Source organism: Paraburkholderia sp. D1E (genome assembly GCF_052682275.1).
Genome location: NZ_JBQYMB010000001.1, coordinates 3,182,532 through 3,205,820 on the forward strand (window position 1 = coordinate 3,182,532; position 23,289 = coordinate 3,205,820).

A 23,289-nucleotide genomic window follows, 5' to 3' on the forward strand; every position below is an offset into this window, starting at 1 on the left:
CGCGGCCAGTGAGCACATCGAACACATCGAGTCCAACCCGCACCATGAGCGCCATGCACGCAACGCGCGACACGCAAGGCTTCGCGTTCGAATCGACGCTCAGCAAAGTGGCGCGCGTGCTGACCGGGCAATACGGCGTGACTGTCGCATTCAGTCCGGACGGTCCGCGTGTCGAACCTGGCCGCATCGTGATTCCCGACTATGAACTGAGCGGCGGCGTTGAGCGTGACGTGCTGATCGGTTATCTGGATCTGCTGGTGGCGCGCGCCAAGCATTCGTCGCTCGCGCAGATGAACGCGCTGCCTGCCGGCGTTGCGGCGAATCTCGCGCAGGTTATCGAGGACCGCCGCGTCTGTGCGCAACTGCTCGACGAGTATCCGGGCGCGCGCTGGTTTATCGGCAAGCTGCGTGTGCATGCCGCCGAACAGGCGCGGCAGCGTTGGCCGAAGCTGCATTGGCGCGACCGGCTGGTCTGGCTGGTGGAGCGCGCGCTGTGGGACGAACAGCCGACACGGACCGAAGCCATTCATTCACTGCTGGCCGCGCTGCACGCCTCGCAGGATCTGCTCGACGAGGCGCGCAGAAGCCGCTCGACCGCGCATAGCATCGCGGCAGCACAGGCGTTGGTGGCACGCGTGCGGGCTTTGTCGGCGGGCGATGTCAACAGCATGGTGTTCACCGCGGATCCGGTTGAGGACATCGATACGGAAACCGCCGCTTCTTCCTCGGCGCCGCTCAATGATGACGACACGGCCCTGCCCGACCAGGACAACGCGGCCTCGCCGCCGTCCGATAAAAGTGGCGGCGCACAGGCGGAGAATGCGGTGGGCATGGGGCAATCGCTGGCCGATGCGCAGCAACCCTCGGCACGTTCCGAAGGCGAAGCCGCTGCAGCGTCAGAAATCGCCCGCTCGCGGCTATCGATTCCGCTTGCCACCGAATTCGACGAAATCACCGACATCACTGGCCAGGGCGACAGTGCGACATGGCGCGAGCTTCGCGCGCAGGCACGGGCGGATACCGCGCCGCTCAAGGAAAAGCTCGAGCGAGCGCTGAGCGCCGACGAACGCACCCGTTGGCGCCGCGAACAGGAACGCGGGGAGATCGACCGTACCGCACTGGCGAAGCTCGCCACCTCGCCTGGCTACCGTACGCCGTTTCGCACGCAGCGGGCGGCCAAAGGGCGCGACGTTGCCGTGACCTTGCTGATCGATCGCAGCGGCTCGATGGCCGGGCGCAAGATCGAACTCGCGCGTCTGTGCGCCACGGCATTGTGCGATGCGCTGACACAGTTGTCGTTCGACTGCGAAGTGCTCGGGTACTGCTCGCTCGAATCCGCGCCGATGAAGCAACTCCATGAACGGCAACTGGCGGCCGGTGCGGATTTGCGACGCTATAACCGCTTTGTCGAGCGGCTCGATCTGAAGGTCTACAAACGCTTTGGCGCCACGGATCTGAGCGGCATTGCCAGGATCGATTGCGGCCACGAGAATCCGGACGGCGAGGCGCTGGCCTGGGCAGCGACGCGGCTCGCCGATCATCAAGCCGAGCGGCGCATCCTGATCGTGTTCTCGGATGGCTATCCGTCAACCGGCGACGGCGATCCGCACGTGCTGCGCCACGATCTGCGCGAACGCGTCGCGGCGATCCAGAAACGCGGCATCGAACTGGTGGGGATCGGCGTGCTGACCGATGCGGTCGAGGACTTCTATCCTCACAACGTGGTGGTGAGCCGCCTTGCCGAATTGCCGTCGACGGTGTTCTCGGTGTTGAGTTCGATGCTGCTCACGCGCTAGCGCATCAAAACGCATTCAACGGAATCTTCAGATAGCGCACGCCATTCGCTTCCGGCTCAGGCGGCATGCCCGCGCGGATATTGAGCTGGATCGCCGGCAGGATCAGCGTCGGCATGCCGAGCGTGCGATCACGCGCGGTGCGCATGGCGACGAAGGCCTCCTGGCTCACATCGTCGTGCAGATGAATATTGCTGCGCCGCTGTTCGGCAACGCTGGTCTGCCAGTTCGGCCCGCGTGACGGCGGCGGGTAGTCGTGGCACATGCACAGCCGTGTTTCCGGTGGTAATGCGAGCAGCTTGCGTGCCGAGGCATACAAGGTATTCGCGTCGCCACCCGGAAAATCGCAGCGCGCCGAGCCGACGTCCGGCATAAACAACGTATCGCCGACAAACACAGCGTTGCCAATCCGATAAGCCATATCCGCTGGCGTATGACCGGGCACGTGCAGCGCTTCCCCACTCAGTTCACCGATGCTGAAATGCTCGCCGGACGCGAATAGATGATCGAACTGGCGGCCGTCGGTATGCATGTCTTCGCCAAGATTGAAGATGCGCCTGAATGCGGCCTGGACGATGCGGATGCTTTCGCCAATCGCAATCTTGCCGCCCAACGCCTCTTTCAGAAAAGGCGCCGCCGAAACGTGATCGGCATGGGCATGCGTCTCCAGCAACCATTCGACGCGCAACCCATGTTGCCTGACGAAAGCGACAACGCGTTCGGCTGAACCGGTTGACGTGTGCCCGGATTTCGGGTCGTAGTCGAGCACCGGATCGATCACGGCGCACGCCGAACCTTCTGACGTGTACACCACATAGGTGAACGTGCCGGTCACCGGATCGTAAAAGGCTTCTATCTGAGGTGTCATGGCGCGCTACACCAGTTTGGGCTTGAACGAATACTGTTCGATCCCGCCGCCGCGCGCGACCACGGCCGTGCTCTCCGGAATCTCTTCCCACCAGCCGGGTAAATCCGCAAGCGGCTCCGACAACACGAGAAACGCGTCCTCGCCAACCGCCGTGATGCGCGGGTCGTCCGGATACAGTTCGTGCAGATGCCGGAACGAGGTGCTGTGGAAGAGCGAGCGCGACTGCCCTTCGCTCGAATAGCGAACCGCGATCACCTGCTCGCCGTCGGTTGCGCAGACCGTCATGTTCAGCGGTTCATCGATACCATGTTTGCGCCCGATGTCCTCGACGAAACCCACCATCCGCTCGATCGCGGTAACCGGCGCCAGTTCGAGACCGAAGGTCAGCGCAAGAAAAAACAGCACCTCGGAATCCGTCGAGCCTTCCACCGATGGAAACAACTCCGGATTGATCGCCAGCATCAGATCGCGGCGTACCGCCGGATAGTTGCGCACCAGCCCGTTATGCATAAAGAGCCACCGGCCATAGCGGAATGGATGGCAGTTGGTTTCCTGCGACGGTGTGTCGGTGGCCGCGCGCACATGCGCGACGAACAGCGGCGCGCGAATGGCCCGCGCGGCCTCGCGCAGGTTGCGGTCGCTCCAGGCGGGCTGAATACTGCGGTAGCGAAACGGGATGTCGGTGGGATGGCCGTACCAGCCGATGCCGAACCCGTCGCCGTTCGTGGTGGTCTGGCCGAGCTGCGAATGCAGGCTCTGGTCGATCAAGGAGTGTTTGGCGTTGAACAACACCGTTTCGAGTTGAAGCGGGTTGCCGGTATAAGCGAGCCAGCGGCACATGCGTTTTCCTCCTGTCGCGACGAGATGTCTGACGAACCTCGCCCAGCCTCGAATAGGCCCGCGCGCCGCCGTTCGCTATTTGACCACGGGTTGCATCTGCGCGATCGGTATCAGGAACTCTGAAAAACCGGTCAGGATAATTTGTACGCCGATGCACAGCAGCAGAAACGACGAAACCCGCATCGCGACCTTGGTGCCGTCCACGCCGAGATATTTGGCGAAAACCACCGCCCGGCTGTAAATCAGGTAGACGGTGAACGCCACCAGAACCGAGATCACGACCGACGCAATGCTCGACAGCACGAACGCCGACAGCTTATGCGTGCGGTTCGCGGTCAGCGCGATTGCAGTAGCGATCGAACCGGGCCCGGTGGTGAGAGGAATAGTGAGAGGAAAGAACGCCTTCGACATGGCGTTATCCGAATCCACGCGTTTGACGGCCGGCTGCTCGGCCGGTTGCGTGTCGGGCGCGTTGAGCATCTGCCAGCCGCCAACGGCAACCGCCAGCCCCCCGCCGATACGCAGTGCCTCCATGGAGATGCCGAAGAAATGGAGAATCGGGGTGCCGACAAAGAAAGCGACGAGCATCACGCACATAACATTGAAGGCGATTTTCTTGGCGAGCGCGGTGCGGTCTTCTGTCGTGAGCGATGCTGTCCGGTCGAGAAAGACGAACGCCATGCCGATTGGGTTGATGATGCTGATCAGCCCGGTGAAGCCAAAGAGGATATCCGAGATCAGACTTTCGACCATATGCGATCCGTTTCGGGCAGCGGCTCGGTCGGGCGGGTTATTCGACTGACTGCCCACCGATGCGCCGCGCTGAGTTGAAGTGCTGGACGCCTTCGGCCTGTCCAGATTGATGCTCAAGTTGCGTGGGTCAGATGATATCGCGGCGCGGCACGCAAATTGGTAAAAAAGGGGGCGATGCAAGCAGCGCGCGGCATTGCACTGCAGCAGACCGGCAAAGAAAGATGTGCGCACAACTTTCAGAAAGCCTACACTTTTTTGACTTACTTTACGTAGTCAAAGCATCAGGCATAAAGTCCTCAGCGAAGCTGCACTTTCAACGAGACGTACTTACCGGTTCGAGGAGTTGCCCCCCATGTTGCTTCGTGTACTCGCTGCGCTGCCGTTCGTCGGCATTCTGCTTGGCGTCCCATTTGTGAATCGTGTCGAGCCGCTAGTGCTCGGCATGCCGTTCGTGCTGGCCTGGATCGTCATGTGGGTGGTGCTCAGTTCGATCATCATGGCGATCATTTACCGCCTGGACCCGACTAACCGTCAGCTTGCCGCGGACGGCGAGGAGGCCCGATCATGAGCGCACTCGTCATCATTGCGGCGATTACGCTGTTTGCGCTGTACCTGGGCGTGCGCGCGCGGCGCGGCCACGACATGAGCCTCGAACAGTGGACCGTGGGCGGCCGCAGTTTCGGCACCGCGTTCGTGTTCCTGCTCATGGCGGGCGAGATCTACACGACCTTCACCTTCCTCGGCGGCAGCGGCTTTGCTTATGGCAAGGGCGCGCCGGTCTACTACATTCTTGCCTACGGCACGCTCGCTTACATCCTCTCGTACTGGATGCTGCCGCCCATCTGGCGTTACGCGAAGAATCACCGCCTCGTCTCGCAGCCGCACTTCTTCGCGCGCAAGTACGACAGCCCGGCGCTTGGCACGCTCGTCGCGCTGGTCGGCGTGGCCGCGCTGATTCCCTACCTCGTGCTGCAACTCAAGGGCCTCGGCATCATCGTCGCAACGGCCTCGTATGGCGCGATTTCTTCGACGGCCGCCATCTGGATCGGCGCCGCGGTGGTGACGGCTTACGTGATCGTCTCCGGCGTGCGCGGTTCCGCGTGGAATTCGGTCGTGAAAGATCTGCTGATTCTGGCGATCGTGCTGTTCCTCGGCATCTATTTGCCGCTGCACTACTATGGCGGCTTCGGCGCGATGTTCCACGCAATCGATGCCGCGCGCCCGGGTTTCCTGACCTTCCCGGCCAAGGGTTCGAGCGTGACCTGGTTCCAGTCGACCGTGCTCCTGACCGCCTTGGGCTTCTTCATGTGGCCGCACACCTTCGGTTCGATTTACACCGCGAAGGACGAGCGTATTTTCCGGCGTAACGCGATGGTGCTGCCGCTGTACCAGCTCATTCTGCTGTTCGTGTTCTTCGTGGGCTTTGCGGCGACGCTGAAGGTCCCGGGCCTGAAGGGTGGCGACATCGACCTGTCGCTGTTCCGCCTGTCGTTGCAGACTTTCGACCCGTGGTTCGTCGGCGTGATCGGCGCGGCGGGGATTCTGACGGCGCTGGTGCCGGGTTCCATGATTCTGACGTCGGCGTCCACGCTGCTCGCCAACGACGTGTATCGCGGCATGGTGAACCGCAGTGCATCAGATGCGACGGTGACCAAGCTCGCGCGCTTCCTGGTGCCGGTGGTGGCACTCGTCGCCGTGGGTTTTACGCTGCACGGCGGCGAGACCATCGTGGCGTTGCTGCTGATGGGCTACAGCTTCGTGACCCAGCTGTTTCCGGCGGTGATCTGCAGCTTGCTGCGGCGTAACCGGGCGACCAAGTACGGCGCGTTTTGCGGGATTCTGGCGGGCGTCGCCGTCGTGACCCTGACGACCACCATGCACCTGAGTGTTGCGCAGTTGATGCCGTTTTTGCCTGACGCGTTAAAGGACATCAATATCGGCTTCCTGGCGCTCGCCGTGAACATCATTGTTTTTGCCGTGGTGAGCGCGGCGACGCAACCGCGGCCGGTCGAGCAGACTCACGCGCCGGTGCATTAAGGTTTTCTTCGGATCTTCCTGTATAGCGGTTGAAGGGGCTGGTCGCCTTGAGCGCCAGCCCCTTTTTCTGCTTTCGCGCTATGCTCTGCGGCACCTATATCATCCGCGGAGCCGTCGATGCAGTCACCCGTTCTCCGAGTCGCTCGTCCAACCAACGATCTGCGCAAGCTCGCCGATTTCTATACCAGGGGATTAGGCTTCGAGGTGCTCGCCCGCTTCGAAAACCACGAGGGTTTCGACGGTATCGTGCTTGGGCGGCGTGAGTGCCCCTGGCACATCGAGTTCACACACCAGCACGGCGTCATGGTCGAGCGAGCGCCTACCGCCGAGCATCTTCTGGTGCTCTATCTACCCGAGCACCACGAATGGCTTGCCGCGGTCGAGCGGATTCAGGCACTTGGTGTCCTTTCCTGTGCACCGGAAAATCCGTATTGGGATCGGCTAGGGAAAACATTCGAAGACCCCGACGGATACCGGATCGTTTTGCAGAACGCGGCGTGGGGACAAAAAAGCATGCGGAGCGAATGAATGAACTACCTTCTTTACTACTCGCCGGGCGCGGCAAGCATGGCCGTTCACTGGATGATGATAGAAATGGGCATCCCATTCGACGCCCATCTCGTCGACATCGACGCCGGCAATCAACGGAACCCCGAATACCTGCGGCTGAATCCCTCGGGCCGCGTTCCTACGCTCGTGGTCGACGGAACGCCGCGCCACGAGTCGGCCGCGCTGCTCATGCTGCTGGCCGAGCGGCATCCTGAAGCCGCCCTGGCGCCTGCGCCAGGCTCCGCCGATCGTGCGGCGTGGCTGGAGTTCATGGTCTATCTGGCCAATACGCTGCTGCCCGCCATGCGCGACTGGTTTTACGCGGATATCGACGGCGAGCCTGCGGGCGCCGAAGCAGTCCGGGCGCTCGCGCAGCGGCGCATCGACGAAGCCTGTGACCGGCTCAACGCAGATCTCGCCGACGGACGCGACTATCTGGTCGGCGGCGAGCTCAGCACCGCCGATTTCCTCGCGGTCGTGGTGATGCGCTGGACGCGCAATATGCCGCGCCCGGCACTCGGCTGGCCACATCTCGCGCGCTATATCCGCGGGCTGCGCGCCCTGCCCTCGTTCATCGAATTGAATGCGCGAGAAGGGCTCACCGAATGGCGCAACCAGGACGATTGATGCGCGCTCAACCAGTTGGCGGACCGGTGGGGGCGGTGGCCGGCGGGACCGAAGGGTCGTGGAAATGACCAGGAAGCCCCCTGGAAATCGCTAACCAGCTAGTTCGCTCGCGTGCCGACGATCACAATGCCGCGTGAAAGTCCGCTCACGTTATCAACCGCCTGGGCTCCTGCATACAGTTGCGTAACCGGGACCCATACCGCTGGATACTTGTAGCGCGCAACATCGAGCAGCAGCGCGCTATCGCTTGCGGCGTCGTATGCGGCAAGTGGCGACCAGTGGCCCCCACCTGCTTCGCCTATCTCCACCCGCCTGAAGTTCAGTAACGCAAAGCGGTCGCTGTGGCCCGTCGTGTCACGAATCAGATCGCGAAACTGACCGAGCGTCAGATCGCCGGCATGGAATTTCCTCACTTCGACAGGAAATGCGCCTAGCGCTGCGCTGAGCTGGTCGAGCGTCATGCCCTCCTTCGATACCCGCGCGGCGTTGGCGACCTGAGGATCGACGCTGCGGAAAAAATCCTGTTGCGAAAAATAGGGGAAATCCGGGTACTGCGTCGACTCGGGACGGCGGATGCCCAACGCATTGAGCGCCATCACCGAGCTCGCAACCGAACAGTAGGCTTCGTTGCGCTGCGTTTCGAAGTACTCCGACAGCGGCCAGTACGACTGGTTATGGGCGGTGGTCATCAACCGCTGCTGGCCGGCCGGTTGTGTCAACGCAATGAGGTTCGGAGGAACAGGCAGCGGTCCATCGGCCGGGCGTGCCGCGCCCGATGCAGTGGCTTGTTGCGAATCCTGATGCGAGCTTTGATTTGCGGCTGGATTTGCAACCGGTGGCAGCGGCGCGCAGGCCGCCAGTGTTGCCGTCAGCGCAACAACGATCCACTCAGGCCGGCTTACGCGCTGCATGGCGCGCATCAACGAATATCTGGACATTAACCCTTCCGCTGCGGATGACTTCGGAACGACTTCGCGCGTGCCAACGCATTTCATCCCCTATCGGCAAGCCTCGTTTTTTTAACACGAAATAAGTCGGCGCGTGAATCTTCAACCAAACGCCACGCGAGCCGAACCGCTGTCCATCCACTCGAATAATATATACTCCCCTAGGGTATATTGGAGAGTATTCATGGGTCACACGATTCGGGAAAAACAGAAGCTTCTCAACCGCGTTCGCCGCATCAAGGGGCAGATCGAGGCCGTAGAACGCGCGCTCGAAGACGAGCGAGGCTGCGCCGACGTACTTCAGCAGATCACCAGTTGCCGCGGCGCGATGAACGGTCTGCTGGCGGTCGTGCTCGAGGACCACATCAGAAATCACCTGGTGGATGCGCATACAGACGAAGAACCTGCGGGCAGTGCTACTGAACAACTCATCGAAGTTGTTCACAGCTATTTCAAATAGATGGGAGCAGCACATGAGTGACTTCAAAAACGCTGCCTTCGGCGCGGGACACGACCATATTTTTCTGGGTGCGGCTCATGAAAAAAACGAGCGCAGAACATGGGCGGTGATCGCTTTGTGTGCCGTGATGATGGTTGCTGAAATCGTCGGCGGCAGCCTGTTCGGTTCGCTGGCGCTCGTCGCCGACGGCCTGCACATGTCGACCCATGCAGGCGCGATGCTGATCGCGGCACTCGCTTATACGTATGCGCGCAAGCATGCGAGCGACGCGCGTTTCGTATTCGGCACAGGGAAACTGGGCGACCTCGCGGGATTCACGAGCGCCATTGCGTTAGCCATGATTGCCCTCCTGATCGGTTACGAAGCGGTGTCGCGCTTTCTCTCGCCGGTGCCCATTCACTTCAGCGAAGCGATTCCGATTGCTGTCGCCGGCCTGCTGGTGAATCTGGCGAGCGTGTGGCTGCTGCGTGGCGATCATCATGGGCACGGTCACGGGCATCGTCACACGCATAACGGTCATGAACACGACGAACACGCGCATGAAGTTCATGGTCACGGCGGTCACGATCACGAAGAAGGACATGCGCACGAAGCTCACGGCAATAACGCTCGCACAGCCCACCACGATGTTGAAGCCGCCACCCAGCAGGATCACAATATCCGCGCAGCCTACATTCACGTAATGGCGGATGCTGCGGTGTCGGTGCTGGCTATCATCGGCCTGGTTCTTGCACGCGAATTCGGCTGGCTCTGGATGGATCCGCTCGCCGGCATCATCGGCGCGCTGGTGATCGCAAACTGGTCATATGGGCTCATGCGCGACACAGGTGCAATCCTGCTTGATATGAGCCCCGACCAGCGCATGACGGAGAACGTGCGTCACGCTATCGAAGATAACGGCGACCAGGTGCTCGACTTGCACGTCTGGCGCGTGGGCCCCGGTCATATGAGTGCGGTAATATCCGTCGCGACCCAGGAAACGCGCCATGACTCGCGTTTCTATCATGCCTTGCTGAAACGCTTCAGCGGACTCTCGCACGTCACCGTCGAAGTCAACCCAACGGAACTGATGGCCTGAATATGGCAATTGAATCACCCTGCATCGACATCTGCAAAATTGACGGCAAAACGGGCTTCTGCATTGGATGCCTGCGCACCCGGGACGAGATTCGCGAATGGAAAAATATGACCGACCACCGGCGCCATCAGGTTATCCATGACGCCTCGCGCCGCAAGGCGAAGGTGAAACCCGCGACGCAAGAGACGCAAGAGACGCAAACCTCGTAAAGGCGCCCGTCAATTCGCCGGGTCAGCGAACGCATAACTGTTCTTGCCGCTGCGCTTGACCCGGTACATCGCTTCGTCGGCCGCGGCCACGAGGCGATGATAATCGTCGACGGAATCTGGAAAACTGGCGATGCCGATACTGGCGCGAACCAGTCCGACCCCCATCTCCTGGTCTGTTTGAACCACGCAGGCAATGAGCCGCCGGGCGATTTCGCCGAGCTCTGCATTTGTTGAAAATTCCCGGACCAGGACGGCGAATTCATCGCCGCCGATCCGGGCGACGACATCGCCTTTACGCACCGACTCGCGAAAGCGTTTCGAAACCGCGATCAGAAATTCATCCCCGACCCGGTGCCCGAGCGAGTCATTGACCTGCTTGAATCCATCCAGATCGACATACAGCACGGCAAATTTGCAAGACGCCGCGACCGCGGGCGATCTCGTCGCCGCCTCGTCGAGCGTGGCAAACAGCTTGCGCCGGTTCGGCAAGCCGGTCATCGCATCGTGCAGCGCCGCGTGCTCGAATTCGTGCGACTGCCCCGCCAGCTGAAGATTCCGTTTGGCGTACATTCCCAACGCGGTGATCAGCATGCAGAACAGCAGTGCCGCCGACGCGATGAGCGTGCGCGCGACGTGGGCAATCCGCACGCGTACGTCGGCACTGTCGATGTCACGCTGCGCTCGCCAATATGTCGACACGTCATTGAGCAGCGCATCCGTGCCGCGCAGATCGGCGTCGGGTGCAAGCGAAGACGCAAGCAGATGCGGCGCCGCCGACGGACTCGCATTCACCAGCGCCGCGAGCGAGGTGAGGCGATGGGTAAGTTCGGTTCGAGCGTGCAGATACCCGGTGGCTCTGCCCGCCGTGGCGTCGGGCAGTTGTGCCCAGAGGCCGGCCAGACTCCGGGCGCCTTCTGCACGTTCAACCGCTTCGAGAACCAGCCCCGTATATTCCTGCTTCAATTGATCGGAAAAAATCGTCCTGATCTGCAGCACAAGATACAGAAGGCCAATCAGGAGGCAAACCAGCGAGGCGGCGGCGATCGCAGCCGGGCCCGGCCTGAAGCGGATCGCGAAGGCGCGCCCACGAACAGCGCGCCGGATGCGAATCCGCTCAGGGATGGGAATAGCTGGTTTGCTGGCTTCCGGTGCCATGCTGGCGATAGCTTACGCGACGAAAAAACGAACTCATCCGGGCGAACAGACTTTCCTTGTGCCTGGAATTCGCAGTCGAAGATGATCGACGATCCTGCTGGGCGAGACGCGCGTCTCTGCCGGGGCGGCTGGACGCCAACTGTTGGGACGGGTGTGCCGCGCGCTGAGCGGCAGGGACAGAAGGCGCGGTTGCGGCGGGTGTTGCGTCGGCGATGCTGGTTTGACTGGCCGCCGGCGTCGGGAGCCGCGTGACCGGACCAGACCACGAGGCCTGTTTGCTTCCTTCTTCTCCGTCCGATGCTGCCGCTGTTGCCTGCATTTGCGCGGTTGCAGGTGTATCTCCCGTTGTCTGCGTTGCCTTTGTCACTGGCGCAGCGACATTGGCGTGCATGCCGGACGCTGTCCGCTCCGCTCCTGCTGTCGTCGTCACCGATTGCGGCGCTGCGGCGAAAATTGCCGCCTTTGGCGGTGCCATCGATTTCGCCGACGCCGGGCCTATAGCCGCCGACGCAGCGGTCCCGAGCGCCTGCCGGGCGCCCGCCATGGCGTCGGCATACGTTTGCTGATCACGGTTGAACCAGACGCCGTACGCCACCGTGCCCACCACGCCAAAAGCTAGCGCGCTTGCCGTCGCGACGCATAGTGCAAGACGTCCGAAGCGCACAGGCGGTGCCGCAGCCGACGGCTCAGCGCCGGCGTCGAAGCCAGTATCCGGATTCTCTACAGCAGATTTTGGCAAGTCGGTATCGTTGAACATCGCAATACTCTCCGGAATCCTTACGTCTGACATTTAGGCAGACATTGTTCGCACGATTCAGCGGTGGTCGAGCTGGAGTTGTTCGATGAATGGGTTCCGCTACGCCGGGTAGCGACCATACGGTGATGCTGCGCTTTAAACGCCGGTTTTGCGAGCCTGCTATGCACCGATAAGACAGGTAAAAGATTCAACGCCGCGTAGATCACGGGTCGTGCTGTGAGCTGATGCGGGCCATTCCTACGGTGGACTGGAGGCCGGCGATTCGACCATGCGCTGCGGCTCTCTGTCATGCAATAAACACGCCAATATGAAGCGCCGATTTGTGGTCATCGCTTAAAACGCTACGCGTGCTCAGTGAGGGCGCGTGGCGCCCCCACTGAATCCGGCACCTATTGCACGGTGATTGTTTCTTTCATATTCGGGTGGATGCCGCAAAACACCTTGTACACGCCCGGTTTGTCGAACTTGAACTGATACGTGTCGTTCTGGTCGAGCGCGGCGGAACGGAACATACCCGCGTCGTTCACGACCGTATGCGGCTCGCCGTCGAGATTTTTCCAGGTCACAGTGGAGCCGGCTTTGACCGTCAGCGCCATCGGCGAAAACATGAAGTTCTTGATGACCACGGCGTTGGGCGTCTCTGCCCGCGCAACGGAAAGTCCCGCCGACGCCGCGACGAGCGCCGAACTCCCGAGTAGCACAAAGAACGTGCGGCAAATAGTATTAATTTGCATAACTGATCTCCTGCGAGAGAAAAAAAACTGAAATCAAACGAGCGTCGTATCGGCAAGCGTCGCTTTGAGCGGATGACGCGCGATTTTTATGCTGGTCACGCCGAGCATCTTTGGGAGCTGGTCGCTTGCGACCGTAAGTGGCCCGGGGCCCGGGCCATTGCCGGCGGTCGGCTGTGGATAGGCTGTTGAGCGCGCGGTATGGAAGGTGATATTGCCTTCGACCTTCGACACGATCTGATGAATATGGCCGTTCAGCACGGTCACCGAGCCAAAGCGCTTCAGATAACTCATTGCCTGACCGGCATCGCCCGTGCCCCACCCCCACGGCTCGTAGATCGTCCACATCGGCATGTGTGCAAAGACGACGATCGGCGTGCTGGACGAGCGGCCCTTCAGATCATTTTCCAGCCAGGCGAGTTGATCGTCGCCGAGACCACCCAGGCCGTTAGGCTTGAAATGCATCACGTTGACGAGCGCGACGAAGTGCACACCGTTGTGGTCGAAGCTGTAATAACCTCTGTTGTCCGAAGCCTTGCCGAAGCGGCTGAAGTATTCGGTTCCGGGGCCGTCCGTCACGTCATGCTCGCCCGGCACAGTGTGGAGTTCCGTGATATTCAGGCCCGACATCAACTGCGCCGCCAGATCGAACTCCGCCGGCCTGGAAAGATGCGTGATATCGCCCGTGTGGATGGTCAGCGCAGGCTTGACCGGCATGGCGTTGACGTAGTCGATCGTCTGCTTGAGCGTGCCGGCAACGTCCGGGTTGGCTTCTTTATTGAAGCCGATATGCGAATCGCTGATCTGCAGGAAAAGCGGTACGCCCATGGACATCGAGGATGATTTCGCATCGGCTGCGAGGGCCAGCTCCACCGGCGTGAGAATGCCGCCGGCAAGAACGAAGACCGTGCCGACTCCACCGAAGGCGAGACATCTCAGCGCGCCGCGACGGGAGGGGTTGAATGCAGGGTCGAACGCAGGATCGGATGAATGGTGTGACGACATGTTGACCTCACGATAAAGATTCGCAGGCAAACCGCGGGATGATCCGGCGGCCCTCACGACTCGGTTCATCAGGAAGACTGCCGCACCGCCGGTTTTATTCCAGGAACAGCAAATTAGCGCACCGGTTGGCGAATCCAGCCGCGTGGGCCTATATGTCTGAGGCCGGAACAAATGGGAATAACCGCGCCGCGGCGGCGGTCTTGCAGATGAGAGAACCTGAAAGGAGTAGCCAACATGGATATCATCGGCATGGCCCGTGCCTCGGGCATGGCGGTCATCCTCGACGGCAGGATTGGCCGCGAGCAGTATCAGAGCGTGTGCGGCTCGCTGTCCGCGTTACAGCGATTTGCCGAAGCGGTACGCCTGGGTACGGTACAACAGGGCGGGCATCAGAAACGCACCACCCCGCCCGCTCGCAGAGCGTGAGGCAATGCCCGGGCCTGCGCGGCGGCATGCTTGCCGGCGGTCTCTCAAGCCGTCTTGCGGAGCATACGAATTGAAGGGAGGGTAATGTGCGACCGGATTTGCAGACCATTCTGCGCCGCCTGCAACTCGGATCGGGCGTGGTGCTGCTCGTTTATCTGTTTTTGCACCTGGTCAATCATGCGCTCGGTATCTGGTCGCTCGATCTTGCCGGACGCGGGCTCACGTTCGCTCTGTGGATCTGGCACAGCGCGCCGGGCACGATCCTGTTGTACGGTTCGGCCCTGCTCCATTTCGCGCTCGCTGTGCGCACGATTTACGGGCGTCGTCACTGGTCGCTCCCACCCGCCGAATGGATCCGGCTGTGGGCCGGCCTGAGCCTGCCCTTGCTGCTGATCCGGCATGCGGTCGCGACGCGCCTCGCGGCGTCGCTATATGGTTTCGAGCCGAACTACGAGCGGATCGTGATAGCGCTGATCGCGAGCGGCACGCAGGGTCTGCAGCTCGCACTGCTAGCGCCAGGCTGGATCCATGGTTGCCTCGGCGTGTGGTTTCGCTTGCGTCACTATCCGGCGATGCAACGCGCGAGGCCCGCACTGCTTGCCTTGCTCATTGTTTTGCCATTGCTTTCCGCAGTGGGTTTTCTGCGGATGAAGCAAGCGGTCGTGGCAATGCATGCTTTCCTGCCGGCGCCTGATTCGAAACTGCTGGCGCACCAGCTTACGCTCGATACATGGCGCCACAGTCTCGTCACGCTTTACCTTGTCGTGCTCGTTAGCGCGCTTCTGGCAGGTCTGTTGCGGAATTGGCTGGAGCGCCGACCGCGTTCGGCATGATCCGGCAGTTGCGTCAATCTCATCGTTTCAGCCGGGATTTTGTTGGGTGATCAGCGGAGGCACCGCGTGCAGACGGTCCATGTAGTCGTGCCGTGGCCCGCATCACGGAGGATGCGGGCCACGGCTCTGCCCTTTACGACGGCTCGGTACGGCTCGATGCCGTCGATCTGGCTTACCGGGCTTATTGCGCCTGCTGCGCTTGCGGCTTCAGCTTGAACTTGCCTTGATACCGGATCGTCGGACGCAGTGATTGTGTCGTCGGCGCGGTCATCAACATCTGACGTGCAAGCGGCGCGGCAGTTGGGCTCAGCGAACCGATACTGGTAGCACGCGACGGATCCGCCAGACCGTTCTTCACCAGAAGCTTGGCCTCGAGTTGCAGACTGGTCAGCAATACCGGATCCTTCAGCGCGTTACCCTGCGCCAGCAACTGACTCCACGCGTTGTTGCTGTAGTTCGTCACGTAGTAGTCGAGACCGCTCGGATCCGCAAGCACAGCGGAGCAACCGTTCAGGCGCACCTGCGTTTGCGCGTCTTTCATCGCAATCGTCTTGCGCGATGTCAGTCCGTCGCCGTAGGCGAGCGTCAACGGAATGGTCCATTGCGTGCCGGGATACTGGTTCTGGTTCGGAAATGGCGACTGCTTCAGCGTGACCACGGTCTGATTGGTCGTCAGATCGCACTGGGTGTCGAGCGAAAGCAAAGGTACGCCGGTTTGCCGCACGAAACTGTCGCCAATCGCGACCATCGGCTCACCGCTTGCCTTGGCCAGTTCGTCCCACAAACGCTTCGGCGTGCCGTTGCCGAGCGAATAGTCAGCCAGATACGACTGCAGCCCCTTGCGCAACACCTCCTCGCCGAGATAGTTCTCCAGCATCTTCAGCACATGGCCGCCCTTGTCATAGGTAAAGGCGCTTGCGCTCAGCACGAAGTCGTTCGACGCCCAGCCGTTGAAGTTCGGCTGCACCGGGAACGCAGTGGATTTCAGATCGGCGTTGATTACCGCGTACTTGTTCTTTACGTCGTCGACCCAGCTGAAGCGGTCCGGGAAGAAGCGCACCTTGGTCTTGTTTTCGAAGAACGTGGCGAACGATTCGTTCAGCCACACATCGTCCCACCAGTCGAGCGTGACCAGATCGCCGAACCATTGGTGCGCGGCTTCATGCGTCAGAACCGTCACGCCATAGTCGGACATGGTCGTGCCCGGCGCCGGCAGAATGTCGTCGGCGAATTCGAGAATCGCGCCCCAGTTCTCCATCCCGCCGAAGTTCAGGTCCTTTTGCTCCTTGAACGCGTCGTTCGCGGCGATCGTGTCGAACTTGGTGAGCGGCAATGGAATACCGGTGTAGCGATAGTAGTAATCGAGCGCCTGCTTGGTCTGCTGCATGGCCGGTTTCGCCCAGTCACGCATGCCGGGCGGCGTGAAAATGCGCAGATGCAGACCCTTGCCGTCGGGCAGCGGGCTCGAGAAGTCGTCTTCGAGAATGTCGAACTGGCCGCCGCCGAAGAAGAGCAGATACGAAGGCATCGGCGGCGTCTTTTCGAACGACACCAGCTTGTAGCCGCTATCCACGTTCACGGCGGGCTTCTCCGCGGCGTTCGACACGACGTTCCAGTTCTGCGGGACTTCCGCGCTCACCTCATAGGTGGGCCGGAAAGCCGGCTCGTCCCAGCCAGGGAACCATTGCCGCGCGAGGTTCGATTCACCTTGCGTGAGAATTGCGCCGCTCGTCGTGCCATCGGTCGACTTCAGATCGACGCGGAATACGCCCTCCGCCGCGGAGCAACCCGGATAGGGATCGTCGCCGCAACTGCCGCCGGTTTTGGCGACCGGATCGTCATAGGTCTTGAAGTTGATAATGCCGCTCCACTCCATGTGCAGCGAGTAGTTGCCGGCGGCGATCTGCCCGCTCACCGGCCGAAGCTGGTAGAAATCGCCGTCGTCTTGCGGCGTGGCGATCAACTGGATGTTGCCCGGCTGCAGCGTGATCGTGCCGTTCGTGAATTTGACGCGGTGCCCCGCGATCGTGATCGCATTGACAGCCTTCAGCACCTTGATCTGGACGTCCGCGCGGCCGTCGAATGAGGAGAGTGCCGGGTTCGGCCGGAACCACAGCTTGTAGTTGATCGGCGTGACCGTGTCGGGTAACTCGACCGGCGGCACGCTCTTGTTGATCGATGTGTCCGCAACGATCGGCGCCGTGGGTGGCGCGAGCGCCACTTCGGAGGCCGCCGCGGGCGTCTGGGCGGACTTGCTCGAGAGTGATGCCGAGCCGTCTGAACCGCCGCAGCCAGCCAGAACCATTATTCCGGCTAGCGCCAGGCACTGTATCTGTAATCGGAAATTTATACGCATTGTTAATCCTCGACTGACAAAATCGGCATAAAGAAAGTGCGTTGAGTACTTAGGCTGTGTTTCTCTTCTTTTCAGCGAAAAAGGTCTCCCGCACTAGCGCCGGACTGCTAGCGAGAATATATGGACGTGTTACTGCCTCAGCACTTGTGGCTGATTTTAGAATTACACAGATAAATCATTACAATTCTTTCATTTCGACGACGGCGATCAGCCATCGTCATTCGTTTCCACGCTATCGCCTGATCGATGGGCAAAGCAGCGGCTTACCTGCATCTCCATGCAGGTGGACAGGAATCAGATCAGTTTTTAGCGACAGTGCGTAGCCTAGATTGGCAAACGTTCTCGTGTCAACTTCCTTTCACAATCTTTCTTGCACTAGCAACCGTGTATGAAGATCGAATGCATCAAGTAATCGACAGAGTTAATACTCTAAAAGCGGAACGGGCGTACATCTCTACGAGAAACTTTATTTTATTGCAGTGCGGAATGTGATATGCGATGTGACGATAGTGAACGTGTTTATAAAATTAACTAGCCAGTGAGTTCGCCAAAGAAAATAAACACGCAATGACTCAGCCATTCACTGCAATGCCGCGCTGTGAGTCGCTATCGAATGAAATAACCCCAAATTGGCATCGCGCTGAGCCGCGTATAGAACGACCACGCCCTGAAATGCTCGCCGCGCCCGATCTGGAACCGGCGCAGTGTCCAGGCCACGCCTGCTGCGCCGGTAAGGCGTAGAGTGTGAAAGGGAGGCCGACATGTCATCGACTGATTCCACACTATCCAATCTCCAGGCCGAGCCGCTGCGCGCCCCGCTCACCGCCTTCGTGTTTTCAGCCGGAGGCAGTCTGGGTGCGATAGAAGTCGGCATGCTGCGGGAACTGGTCAATCGAGGCGAGCGTCCTGATTTCGTCGTCGGCGCATCCGCGGGCGCGATTAATGCCGCCTATTTCGCGGGAAATCCGACGCGTGACGGTGTGGCCATGCTCGAGGCGTTGTGGTGCCGGGTACGCCGTCAGGACATCATGCCGTTCTCGATGTTCGGGCTGCTCGACATGGTGCTGGGGCGCCGCACGCACCTCGTGGAGGCGACGGCGCTGCGTATTCTGCTCGAAAAGAACCTGTCATTTACACGCGTGGAGCAAGCGGCGTTGCCCTTGCACATTGTCGCCACCGATTTGCTTTCGGGTAACGAAGTCGTCATATCGTCCGGTCCGGTGGTCGATGCCGTATTGGCTAGCGCGGCGATTCCCGGGGTGTTTCCATCCGTACGAATCGACGGCAGGGACCTCGTCGATGGCGGCGTGGCCGATAACACGCCGATATCGGTTGCAATCGCGCTTGGCGCGACCCGAATTATCGTTCTGCCCGCGGTTTTCGCCTGCCCGCTCGATGTGCCGCCTACCAGCGCGATCGCTCAGGCCACGCACGCGCTCACGCTCGTCATTGCACGCCAGCTGGTTCGCGATCTGGAGTTCTACGCCACCCGCGCCGAACTCTTCGTGGCGCCCCCGGTTTGTCCGCTCAACATTTCACCTTACGACTACACGCAATGCGCTCGCCTGATCGCCCTTGCCGCAGAGACAACACGTGCGTGGCTCGATGACGGCGGTCTCGGACACGCTTTCATTGCAGGCGAATTGCGCGAGTATTCGCATACGGCACAATGAAGCCCGGCGCCCCACTTTTTTACGGATCCCTGTCAGAACTTCGGATCTGCTTCGACTAACAACAACGCTGACATTTTTGAATAGGAAATCAGGGTGGATGACATCGATTTCGGATGTACCGCATGCGGCAAATGCTGCCACGACTTGCGCCTGGCGTTGACGGTTGCCGAGGCGATCGCGTGGCTTGAGCGCGGCGGCCAAATGGAACTCATCTGCGAGGCCATACCGTGGCCGGTCGAACCCGAGCCCGGCAATGCTCAAGCTGAATACAAACGGGCTCGCTCGTCACCGGCAATGAGCGGAAGCCTGCCGGTCCGCGTCTCGGTCGTTCTCGCCGCGGCATTCGGTGGCGCATGTCCCAATCTGCACGCCGACATGCGCTGCGGCATCTATGAACAACGACCGCTGGTGTGCCGGATCTATCCCGCCGAAATCAATCCGTTCGTCGAGTTAGTGCCGGAAAACAAGGGATGTCCTTCAGATGCGTGGCAGGGCAAGCCGCTGCAGAGGCAGGGAATGCTGGTCGATGCGACGACCGTCGAACTGGTTGGGCAGTCGCGTCGCGCGAACCAGCTCGAGGCGCCGCTGCGTATGCAGGTATGCCTCAAGCTGGGATTGAACGATGCTGCGCTCGCGAACGAAGGCTTTGTCATGTATTCGCCGGATAGCGAAGCGCTGCTGACTGCGCTGCGCCAGATTCACGCGACCTCCGGATCGCAGGAGACTGCCCCACAGTGGACATTCGTTTCGAATCGCGCCGCCACAGTTGAAACGCTTCTGTCGGTGGGCGCAACCGGCCATCTCGCTGAGACTGGCGCAACCGGCAATTCCCGTTATCACGGGTTTTTCCCGCCTTCATCGACGTAAAACCCCCGGCGGCGGCTCGCAGAGAATCAGGCGCCGCTGCCGCCGACCGTCCTGATGCTCTTCGACTGGCCTTATTGGACCCGGAGCAGCGTGGACGGCCGCCCGCGCAAGCGCCTAACTCTTCACGCTGCGCACCGCGTAAGCAGACCACGTGGCGAGGCGTTCCACACTCAGCAACCGGGCGATGCGTTTCACCGCGTGACGCACACGGCCACGCAGATGCGCCACACGCATACGGCGCCAGAAACGATCCGGCGCAAATTCGGCAAAACGCGCCTCCTTTTCGAGCAACGCCTTGCCGCCCGGCAAATGAACGAACGAGCAGCAGCGAAACCAGCGCATGTCCCGATAATTATTGCCGGGCCAATGACGGCCAACGGCCTGATAAGCGCCGACCTCGATCAGCCCCTGCCCTTCATCGACCAGCGCATTGAGCGCCGCGGAAATAAACGCTTCGTCGCCGTGATGCTTCACGCGCCCGCTTTCGCTGATATAGCGCGCGTAACTGGCGCGTGCACGCGGCACCAGGCGGCGCAATGCGGCGGGCGTCGCCAGAAGAAACTCGCCGCCGTACCAGCGCGGATTTCTGAGCCGCTTGCCCGCCACGATTTCCAGATCCGCAACGACCTGTTCGCTGCCGTACGGCGGAAATACCTGATCCGAAATATCGAATGCACCAATCCCGGCTTCAGCACAGCGCTCGATCAGATTGCGCTCGAGCGGAAGCAACGCGACCATGTCGGCGTCGAGCAGCAACAGCATCGTGTCAGTGGGCAGCGAATCGGCCATCTGATCCATCAGATCCAGCTTGAAATGCGCGGCGTAGAACGGCGTGTTCTTCGGCAACTCGATCGTCGCATTCAATGTCACCAGCGCGGGCCGGTGCTTTGCCGCCATACTATCGAGCCGTTGCGCGACCAGCGCCGGCGCGTTGGTCATGATGGTCAGCGCCGGCATGCCGACCTGCCGCAAGCTGTTGTTCAGGCAGATCGCCTGACTCACATACGACAGCGGATCGCGATTCGTCGAGTTGGGACCCGGACTCGCATCGACATCCACATAAACTAGCGTGCAAGGAAAAAGATTCACGTTGCTCCTCACCTGGCGTGAGAGACGGTTCGCTTTTTCCAGCGCTGCCGTTATCGTTCGCGGATCGATCCACATGTCCTTTTGTGGGGCAAACCAGAAGCCCGCGCAAGGTGCGCAGCCGTCGTGCCGCGGCTCGCGCCTTCATGGCGTCACGCTCGAGCCGGGTGGGCTGATCTGCGGCGATGGAGTCGGATGAACCGGGGCGCAGGGATCAGGTATGACCTATCGTTTCACGTCCGTGCGTTGCCTTTCCGCCAAAAGCCAGCGAGACACAACGCGGGTGCCGTCAATCCGCTTTCGGCCGGTCGAAAGTACGCGACAACAACGGGCTTTTTGACAGTTGAGTGAATAAGTTACCTGAGTGCCGCACACGATCCTTGCGTCAACTTTCGGCCGCGTTGTCTTCCCCATATCGCATGCCGTGCGTGCTGAGCAAACGGTACAGCGTCGCGCGTGAAATGCTGAGTTCGCGCGCGGCGTCGCCGGGCCGCCCGCGATGGCGCAGCAGCGCGAGTTCGATCGCCTGCCGCTCCGCTGTCTCGCGTGCTTGCGCGAGCGTCACCGGCGTGATCGCGACGTAACCCGACAGTTCGAGATCGTCCGCGGTAATCGTGCGCCCCTCCGACATCACAATGGCGCGACGAACCCGATTGATCAGTTCCCGCACGTTGCCGGGCCAGTCGTACTGATGCAGCGCTGCGATCGCGTCGGGCGAAAAACCGTACAGCCGGCGGCTCGCGTCTTTCCTGTAGCGGTCCAGCGTGTACAGCGCGAGCAGTTCGATGTCCTTGCCGCGCGCGCGAAGCGGCGGCTCGTCGATTCGCAGTACGCACAAGCGGTGATACAGGTCAGCACGGAAGCGCCCGTCTTCAATTGCGGCCTCCATATCGACATGAGTGGCGGAGATGATGCGCACGTCGACGTCGATCGAACCGTTGCCGCCCAGCCGGTCGATGGTGTTCTCCTGCAGAAAACGCAACAGGCCCGACTGACTCTCGAACGGCAGATCGCCGATTTCATCGAGAAACACGGTGCCGCCGTGAGCGGCTTCGACGCGCCCTATTTTGCGTTGATTCGCGCCAGTGAAAGCGCCGCGCTCATAGCCGAACAGTTCTGACTGCAGCAGATGCGGCGGAATCGCACCACAGTTGATGGCGACGAACGGCTGGTTACGACGCGGCGAATGGGCGTGAATCGCCGCCGCTGTCAGTTCCTTGCCTGTGCCGGATTCACCGGAGACGAAGACAGGCGCGTCGTTTGCCGCGACTTTGCGGATCGAACGGAATAACGCGAGCATTGCATCGCACGTGCCGATCATCTCGCCTTCAGCCGTGGACGTATCGACGAATACGGGCTCGCCCAGCGAGATCATGCCGCATGCATGGCCTACCGTATCGACAATCCTGGCGTTCGCGGCGGGGAGCGTCACGTAATCGAAGCAATAGTCACGCACCAGCCTGCGCACAGCGGCGTCATCGAGTTCGGGCGCCGCCGTTATCGCCACCCACCCGATGTTCGGCATCGCAAGGCAGGCTTCCAGCGCGGCGATGTCGCGGGAGTCGAACACGCTCGACAAATCGACCAGCCCGGCCGCCAGCGAGCCGTCATGCACGGCTTGCCGCACGTCGTGAACCGAACCGATGACTTCAACTGCCCAGTCGCGCTCCTCAAAGCTCGCCAGTAGCGCTGGCGAAGGATCGCGCGTGAAGTAGATAACACGCCGCGTAATGGCCTTCATTTTTTGCATTGTTTTTTATTGTTCCGCAGAGCCTTCCCTGAGACGTATTGCACTCAGGGCCCTCGTTGCTGCGTTGTTCCTGTTGCCCGTGAACGCGGATGCCTGTCCTCGCGAATCAGGCGCGTACGGGGCGCTGCCATTTCATGGTACATCGGGTTCTGGCGAGTCGACAGCACAGCGACCGCCGGCATGCGGAAAAAACGGGTGCTGTAACGCTCCTCGATCATACGTGGCCGAAGGACCGCCGCGATCAGCCCTGACCAAATTTGATATTCGACTCAGGCATAGTCATTCGACATCTTGTCTAGCCAAATTGGCAAAATAAATCCGGTCGAATCAATTTGGCAAAAATCATCATGGAAATGGAAGATGCCCACAAATCGTAAGCTTGGGAAATGTTTTTGACCAAATATGAAACGACACGACATTTCGGGTAAACGATCAAAAAGTTAACTTGTCTAGACATTTTGAATCACATAAAGTCTCCCCTGGTCGTTA

At 60.7% G+C, this 23,289-nt stretch carries 23 protein-coding genes; 12 read left to right on the top strand and 11 right to left on the bottom strand.

Going from position 1 to position 23,289, the window contains the following annotated elements:
• Positions 1-53: 53 nt before the first annotated feature.
• Positions 54-1,796 (top strand): cobaltochelatase CobT-related protein, encoded by a 1,743-nt coding sequence (locus ACUN0E_RS14340; protein WP_445570442.1) that lies wholly within the window; start codon positions 54-56, stop codon positions 1,794-1,796.
• Positions 1,797-1,800: 4 nt separating this feature from the next.
• Here the strand turns inward: ACUN0E_RS14340 and ACUN0E_RS14345 are convergent, their stop codons facing one another.
• The 3 genes from ACUN0E_RS14345 to ACUN0E_RS14355 all read right to left on the bottom strand — a co-directional run bounded on the left by ACUN0E_RS14345 (position 1,801) and on the right by ACUN0E_RS14355 (position 4,254).
• Positions 1,801-2,661: an MBL fold metallo-hydrolase gene (locus tag ACUN0E_RS14345; RefSeq protein ID WP_445567009.1), complete on the bottom strand. Its 861-nt coding sequence runs from the start codon at positions 2,659-2,661 to the stop codon at positions 1,801-1,803.
• A 6-nt stretch (positions 2,662-2,667) separates the two neighbouring features.
• A complete protein-coding gene (locus tag ACUN0E_RS14350) occupies positions 2,668-3,501 on the bottom strand; it encodes a class II glutamine amidotransferase (RefSeq protein ID WP_445567010.1) in 834 nt (277 codons plus the stop codon).
• 75 nt (positions 3,502-3,576) lie between these two features.
• Positions 3,577-4,254, bottom strand: coding sequence for a MarC family protein (locus tag ACUN0E_RS14355; protein ID WP_445570443.1), 678 nt, complete (start codon positions 4,252-4,254; stop codon positions 3,577-3,579).
• 352 nt (positions 4,255-4,606) lie between these two features.
• Here ACUN0E_RS14355 and ACUN0E_RS14360 point away from each other — a divergent pair, with 352 nt between their 5' ends.
• The 4 genes from ACUN0E_RS14360 (at position 4,607) to ACUN0E_RS14375 (ending at position 7,467) form a co-directional block, all read left to right on the top strand.
• Positions 4,607-4,822 carry a DUF3311 domain-containing protein gene (locus ACUN0E_RS14360; RefSeq protein ID WP_408224698.1) on the top strand — a complete coding sequence of 72 codons (216 nt, stop codon included), beginning with the start codon at positions 4,607-4,609 and terminating at the stop codon, positions 4,820-4,822.
• Positions 4,819-6,291, top strand: a complete 1,473-nt coding sequence (locus ACUN0E_RS14365; RefSeq protein WP_445567011.1) for a sodium:solute symporter family protein — start codon at positions 4,819-4,821, stop codon at positions 6,289-6,291. The genes ACUN0E_RS14360 and ACUN0E_RS14365 overlap by 4 nt, the downstream gene beginning before the upstream one ends.
• Before the next feature lie 117 nt (positions 6,292-6,408).
• Positions 6,409-6,819, top strand: coding sequence for a VOC family protein (locus tag ACUN0E_RS14370; RefSeq protein ID WP_445567012.1), 411 nt, complete (start codon positions 6,409-6,411; stop codon positions 6,817-6,819).
• Positions 6,820-7,467 (top strand): glutathione S-transferase family protein, encoded by a 648-nt coding sequence (locus ACUN0E_RS14375; protein ID WP_445567013.1) that lies wholly within the window; start codon positions 6,820-6,822, stop codon positions 7,465-7,467.
• A 98-nt stretch (positions 7,468-7,565) separates the two neighbouring features.
• Here ACUN0E_RS14375 and ACUN0E_RS14380 read toward each other — a convergent pair whose 3' ends face one another.
• Positions 7,566-8,405 (bottom strand): phytochelatin synthase family protein, encoded by an 840-nt coding sequence (locus tag ACUN0E_RS14380; RefSeq protein ID WP_445567014.1) that lies wholly within the window; start codon positions 8,403-8,405, stop codon positions 7,566-7,568.
• A gap of 193 nt (positions 8,406-8,598) precedes the next feature.
• On the opposite strand from ACUN0E_RS14380, the gene ACUN0E_RS14385 reads away from it, so the two are divergent.
• From ACUN0E_RS14385 to ACUN0E_RS14395, 3 genes are read left to right on the top strand one after another with little or no spacing between them, the layout of a single operon-like run.
• Complete coding sequence (locus ACUN0E_RS14385; RefSeq protein ID WP_408224684.1) at positions 8,599-8,874, top strand: metal/formaldehyde-sensitive transcriptional repressor; 276 nt, start codon at positions 8,599-8,601, stop codon at positions 8,872-8,874.
• 13 nt (positions 8,875-8,887) lie between these two features.
• Entirely contained in the window at positions 8,888-9,952 is a 1,065-nt protein-coding gene (dmeF, locus tag ACUN0E_RS14390; protein ID WP_445567015.1) for a CDF family Co(II)/Ni(II) efflux transporter DmeF, read from the top strand.
• Between the two features lie 2 nt (positions 9,953-9,954).
• A complete protein-coding gene (locus tag ACUN0E_RS14395) occupies positions 9,955-10,161 on the top strand; it encodes a DUF1289 domain-containing protein (RefSeq protein ID WP_445567016.1) in 207 nt (68 codons plus the stop codon).
• A 9-nt stretch (positions 10,162-10,170) separates the two neighbouring features.
• Here ACUN0E_RS14395 and ACUN0E_RS14400 read toward each other — a convergent pair whose 3' ends face one another.
• The 4 genes from ACUN0E_RS14400 to ACUN0E_RS14415 form a co-directional block, all read right to left on the bottom strand.
• Positions 10,171-11,316: a diguanylate cyclase domain-containing protein gene (locus ACUN0E_RS14400; protein WP_445567017.1), complete on the bottom strand. Its 1,146-nt coding sequence runs from the start codon at positions 11,314-11,316 to the stop codon at positions 10,171-10,173.
• A complete protein-coding gene (locus tag ACUN0E_RS14405; RefSeq protein ID WP_445567018.1) occupies positions 11,276-12,073 on the bottom strand; it encodes a hypothetical protein in 798 nt (265 codons plus the stop codon). Before ACUN0E_RS14405 ends, ACUN0E_RS14400 begins: the two co-directional genes overlap by 41 nt.
• Positions 12,074-12,462: 389 nt before the next feature.
• Complete coding sequence (locus ACUN0E_RS14410; RefSeq protein ID WP_408224674.1) at positions 12,463-12,807, bottom strand: cupredoxin domain-containing protein; 345 nt, start codon at positions 12,805-12,807, stop codon at positions 12,463-12,465.
• A gap of 33 nt (positions 12,808-12,840) precedes the next feature.
• Positions 12,841-13,809 (bottom strand): metallophosphoesterase family protein, encoded by a 969-nt coding sequence (locus ACUN0E_RS14415; protein ID WP_408224671.1) that lies wholly within the window; start codon positions 13,807-13,809, stop codon positions 12,841-12,843.
• A 234-nt stretch (positions 13,810-14,043) separates the two neighbouring features.
• On the opposite strand from ACUN0E_RS14415, the gene ACUN0E_RS14420 reads away from it, so the two are divergent.
• The gene (locus tag ACUN0E_RS14420; protein ID WP_408224668.1) at positions 14,044-14,235 is read left to right on the top strand and encodes a hypothetical protein; all 192 of its coding nucleotides are present in this window, start codon (positions 14,044-14,046) and stop codon (positions 14,233-14,235) included.
• A gap of 98 nt (positions 14,236-14,333) precedes the next feature.
• Positions 14,334-15,068: a hypothetical protein gene (locus tag ACUN0E_RS14425; RefSeq protein ID WP_445570444.1), complete on the top strand. Its 735-nt coding sequence runs from the start codon at positions 14,334-14,336 to the stop codon at positions 15,066-15,068.
• Positions 15,069-15,249: 181 nt separating this feature from the next.
• Here ACUN0E_RS14425 and ACUN0E_RS14430 read toward each other — a convergent pair whose 3' ends face one another.
• On the bottom strand, positions 15,250-17,424 hold the full coding sequence (locus ACUN0E_RS14430) for a M1 family metallopeptidase (RefSeq protein WP_408336582.1): 2,175 nt from the start codon (positions 17,422-17,424) through the stop codon (positions 15,250-15,252).
• Between the two features lie 761 nt (positions 17,425-18,185).
• Here ACUN0E_RS14430 and ACUN0E_RS14435 point away from each other — a divergent pair.
• Positions 18,186-19,097 (top strand): patatin-like phospholipase family protein, encoded by a 912-nt coding sequence (locus tag ACUN0E_RS14435; RefSeq protein ID WP_445567019.1) that lies wholly within the window; start codon positions 18,186-18,188, stop codon positions 19,095-19,097.
• 93 nt (positions 19,098-19,190) lie between these two features.
• The gene (locus ACUN0E_RS14440; protein ID WP_445567020.1) at positions 19,191-19,964 is read left to right on the top strand and encodes a YkgJ family cysteine cluster protein; all 774 of its coding nucleotides are present in this window, start codon (positions 19,191-19,193) and stop codon (positions 19,962-19,964) included.
• 114 nt (positions 19,965-20,078) lie between these two features.
• Here the strand turns inward: ACUN0E_RS14440 and ACUN0E_RS14445 are convergent, their stop codons facing one another.
• Positions 20,079-21,053: a hypothetical protein gene (locus ACUN0E_RS14445; protein WP_445567021.1), complete on the bottom strand. Its 975-nt coding sequence runs from the start codon at positions 21,051-21,053 to the stop codon at positions 20,079-20,081.
• Positions 21,054-21,435: 382 nt separating this feature from the next.
• The gene (locus tag ACUN0E_RS14450) at positions 21,436-22,791 is read right to left on the bottom strand and encodes a sigma-54 dependent transcriptional regulator (protein ID WP_408239608.1); all 1,356 of its coding nucleotides are present in this window, start codon (positions 22,789-22,791) and stop codon (positions 21,436-21,438) included.
• Positions 22,792-23,289 lie beyond the last annotated feature (498 nt).

Excerpts from the sequence above, each read along its gene's own strand:
- ACUN0E_RS14340 (WP_445570442.1), top strand. The coding sequence starts at position 54 with ATGCACGCAACGCGCGACACGCAAGGCTTCGCGTTCGAATCGACGCTC.
- ACUN0E_RS14345 (WP_445567009.1), bottom strand. The coding sequence starts at position 2,661 with ATGACACCTCAGATAGAAGCCTTTTACGATCCGGTGACCGGCACGTTC.
- ACUN0E_RS14350 (WP_445567010.1), bottom strand. The coding sequence starts at position 3,501 with ATGTGCCGCTGGCTCGCTTATACCGGCAACCCGCTTCAACTCGAAACG.
- ACUN0E_RS14355 (WP_445570443.1), bottom strand. The coding sequence starts at position 4,254 with ATGGTCGAAAGTCTGATCTCGGATATCCTCTTTGGCTTCACCGGGCTG.
- ACUN0E_RS14360 (WP_408224698.1), top strand. The coding sequence starts at position 4,607 with ATGTTGCTTCGTGTACTCGCTGCGCTGCCGTTCGTCGGCATTCTGCTT.
- ACUN0E_RS14365 (WP_445567011.1), top strand. The coding sequence starts at position 4,819 with ATGAGCGCACTCGTCATCATTGCGGCGATTACGCTGTTTGCGCTGTAC.
- ACUN0E_RS14370 (WP_445567012.1), top strand. The coding sequence starts at position 6,409 with ATGCAGTCACCCGTTCTCCGAGTCGCTCGTCCAACCAACGATCTGCGC.
- ACUN0E_RS14375 (WP_445567013.1), top strand. The coding sequence starts at position 6,820 with ATGAACTACCTTCTTTACTACTCGCCGGGCGCGGCAAGCATGGCCGTT.
- ACUN0E_RS14380 (WP_445567014.1), bottom strand. The coding sequence starts at position 8,405 with ATGTCCAGATATTCGTTGATGCGCGCCATGCAGCGCGTAAGCCGGCCT.
- ACUN0E_RS14385 (WP_408224684.1), top strand. The coding sequence starts at position 8,599 with ATGGGTCACACGATTCGGGAAAAACAGAAGCTTCTCAACCGCGTTCGC.
- dmeF (WP_445567015.1), top strand. The coding sequence starts at position 8,888 with ATGAGTGACTTCAAAAACGCTGCCTTCGGCGCGGGACACGACCATATT.
- ACUN0E_RS14395 (WP_445567016.1), top strand. The coding sequence starts at position 9,955 with ATGGCAATTGAATCACCCTGCATCGACATCTGCAAAATTGACGGCAAA.
- ACUN0E_RS14400 (WP_445567017.1), bottom strand. The coding sequence starts at position 11,316 with ATGGCACCGGAAGCCAGCAAACCAGCTATTCCCATCCCTGAGCGGATT.
- ACUN0E_RS14405 (WP_445567018.1), bottom strand. The coding sequence starts at position 12,073 with ATGTTCAACGATACCGACTTGCCAAAATCTGCTGTAGAGAATCCGGAT.
- ACUN0E_RS14410 (WP_408224674.1), bottom strand. The coding sequence starts at position 12,807 with ATGCAAATTAATACTATTTGCCGCACGTTCTTTGTGCTACTCGGGAGT.
- ACUN0E_RS14415 (WP_408224671.1), bottom strand. The coding sequence starts at position 13,809 with ATGTCGTCACACCATTCATCCGATCCTGCGTTCGACCCTGCATTCAAC.
- ACUN0E_RS14420 (WP_408224668.1), top strand. The coding sequence starts at position 14,044 with ATGGATATCATCGGCATGGCCCGTGCCTCGGGCATGGCGGTCATCCTC.
- ACUN0E_RS14430 (WP_408336582.1), bottom strand. The coding sequence starts at position 17,424 with ATGCGTATAAATTTCCGATTACAGATACAGTGCCTGGCGCTAGCCGGA.
- ACUN0E_RS14435 (WP_445567019.1), top strand. The coding sequence starts at position 18,186 with ATGTCATCGACTGATTCCACACTATCCAATCTCCAGGCCGAGCCGCTG.
- ACUN0E_RS14450 (WP_408239608.1), bottom strand. The coding sequence starts at position 22,791 with ATGAAGGCCATTACGCGGCGTGTTATCTACTTCACGCGCGATCCTTCG.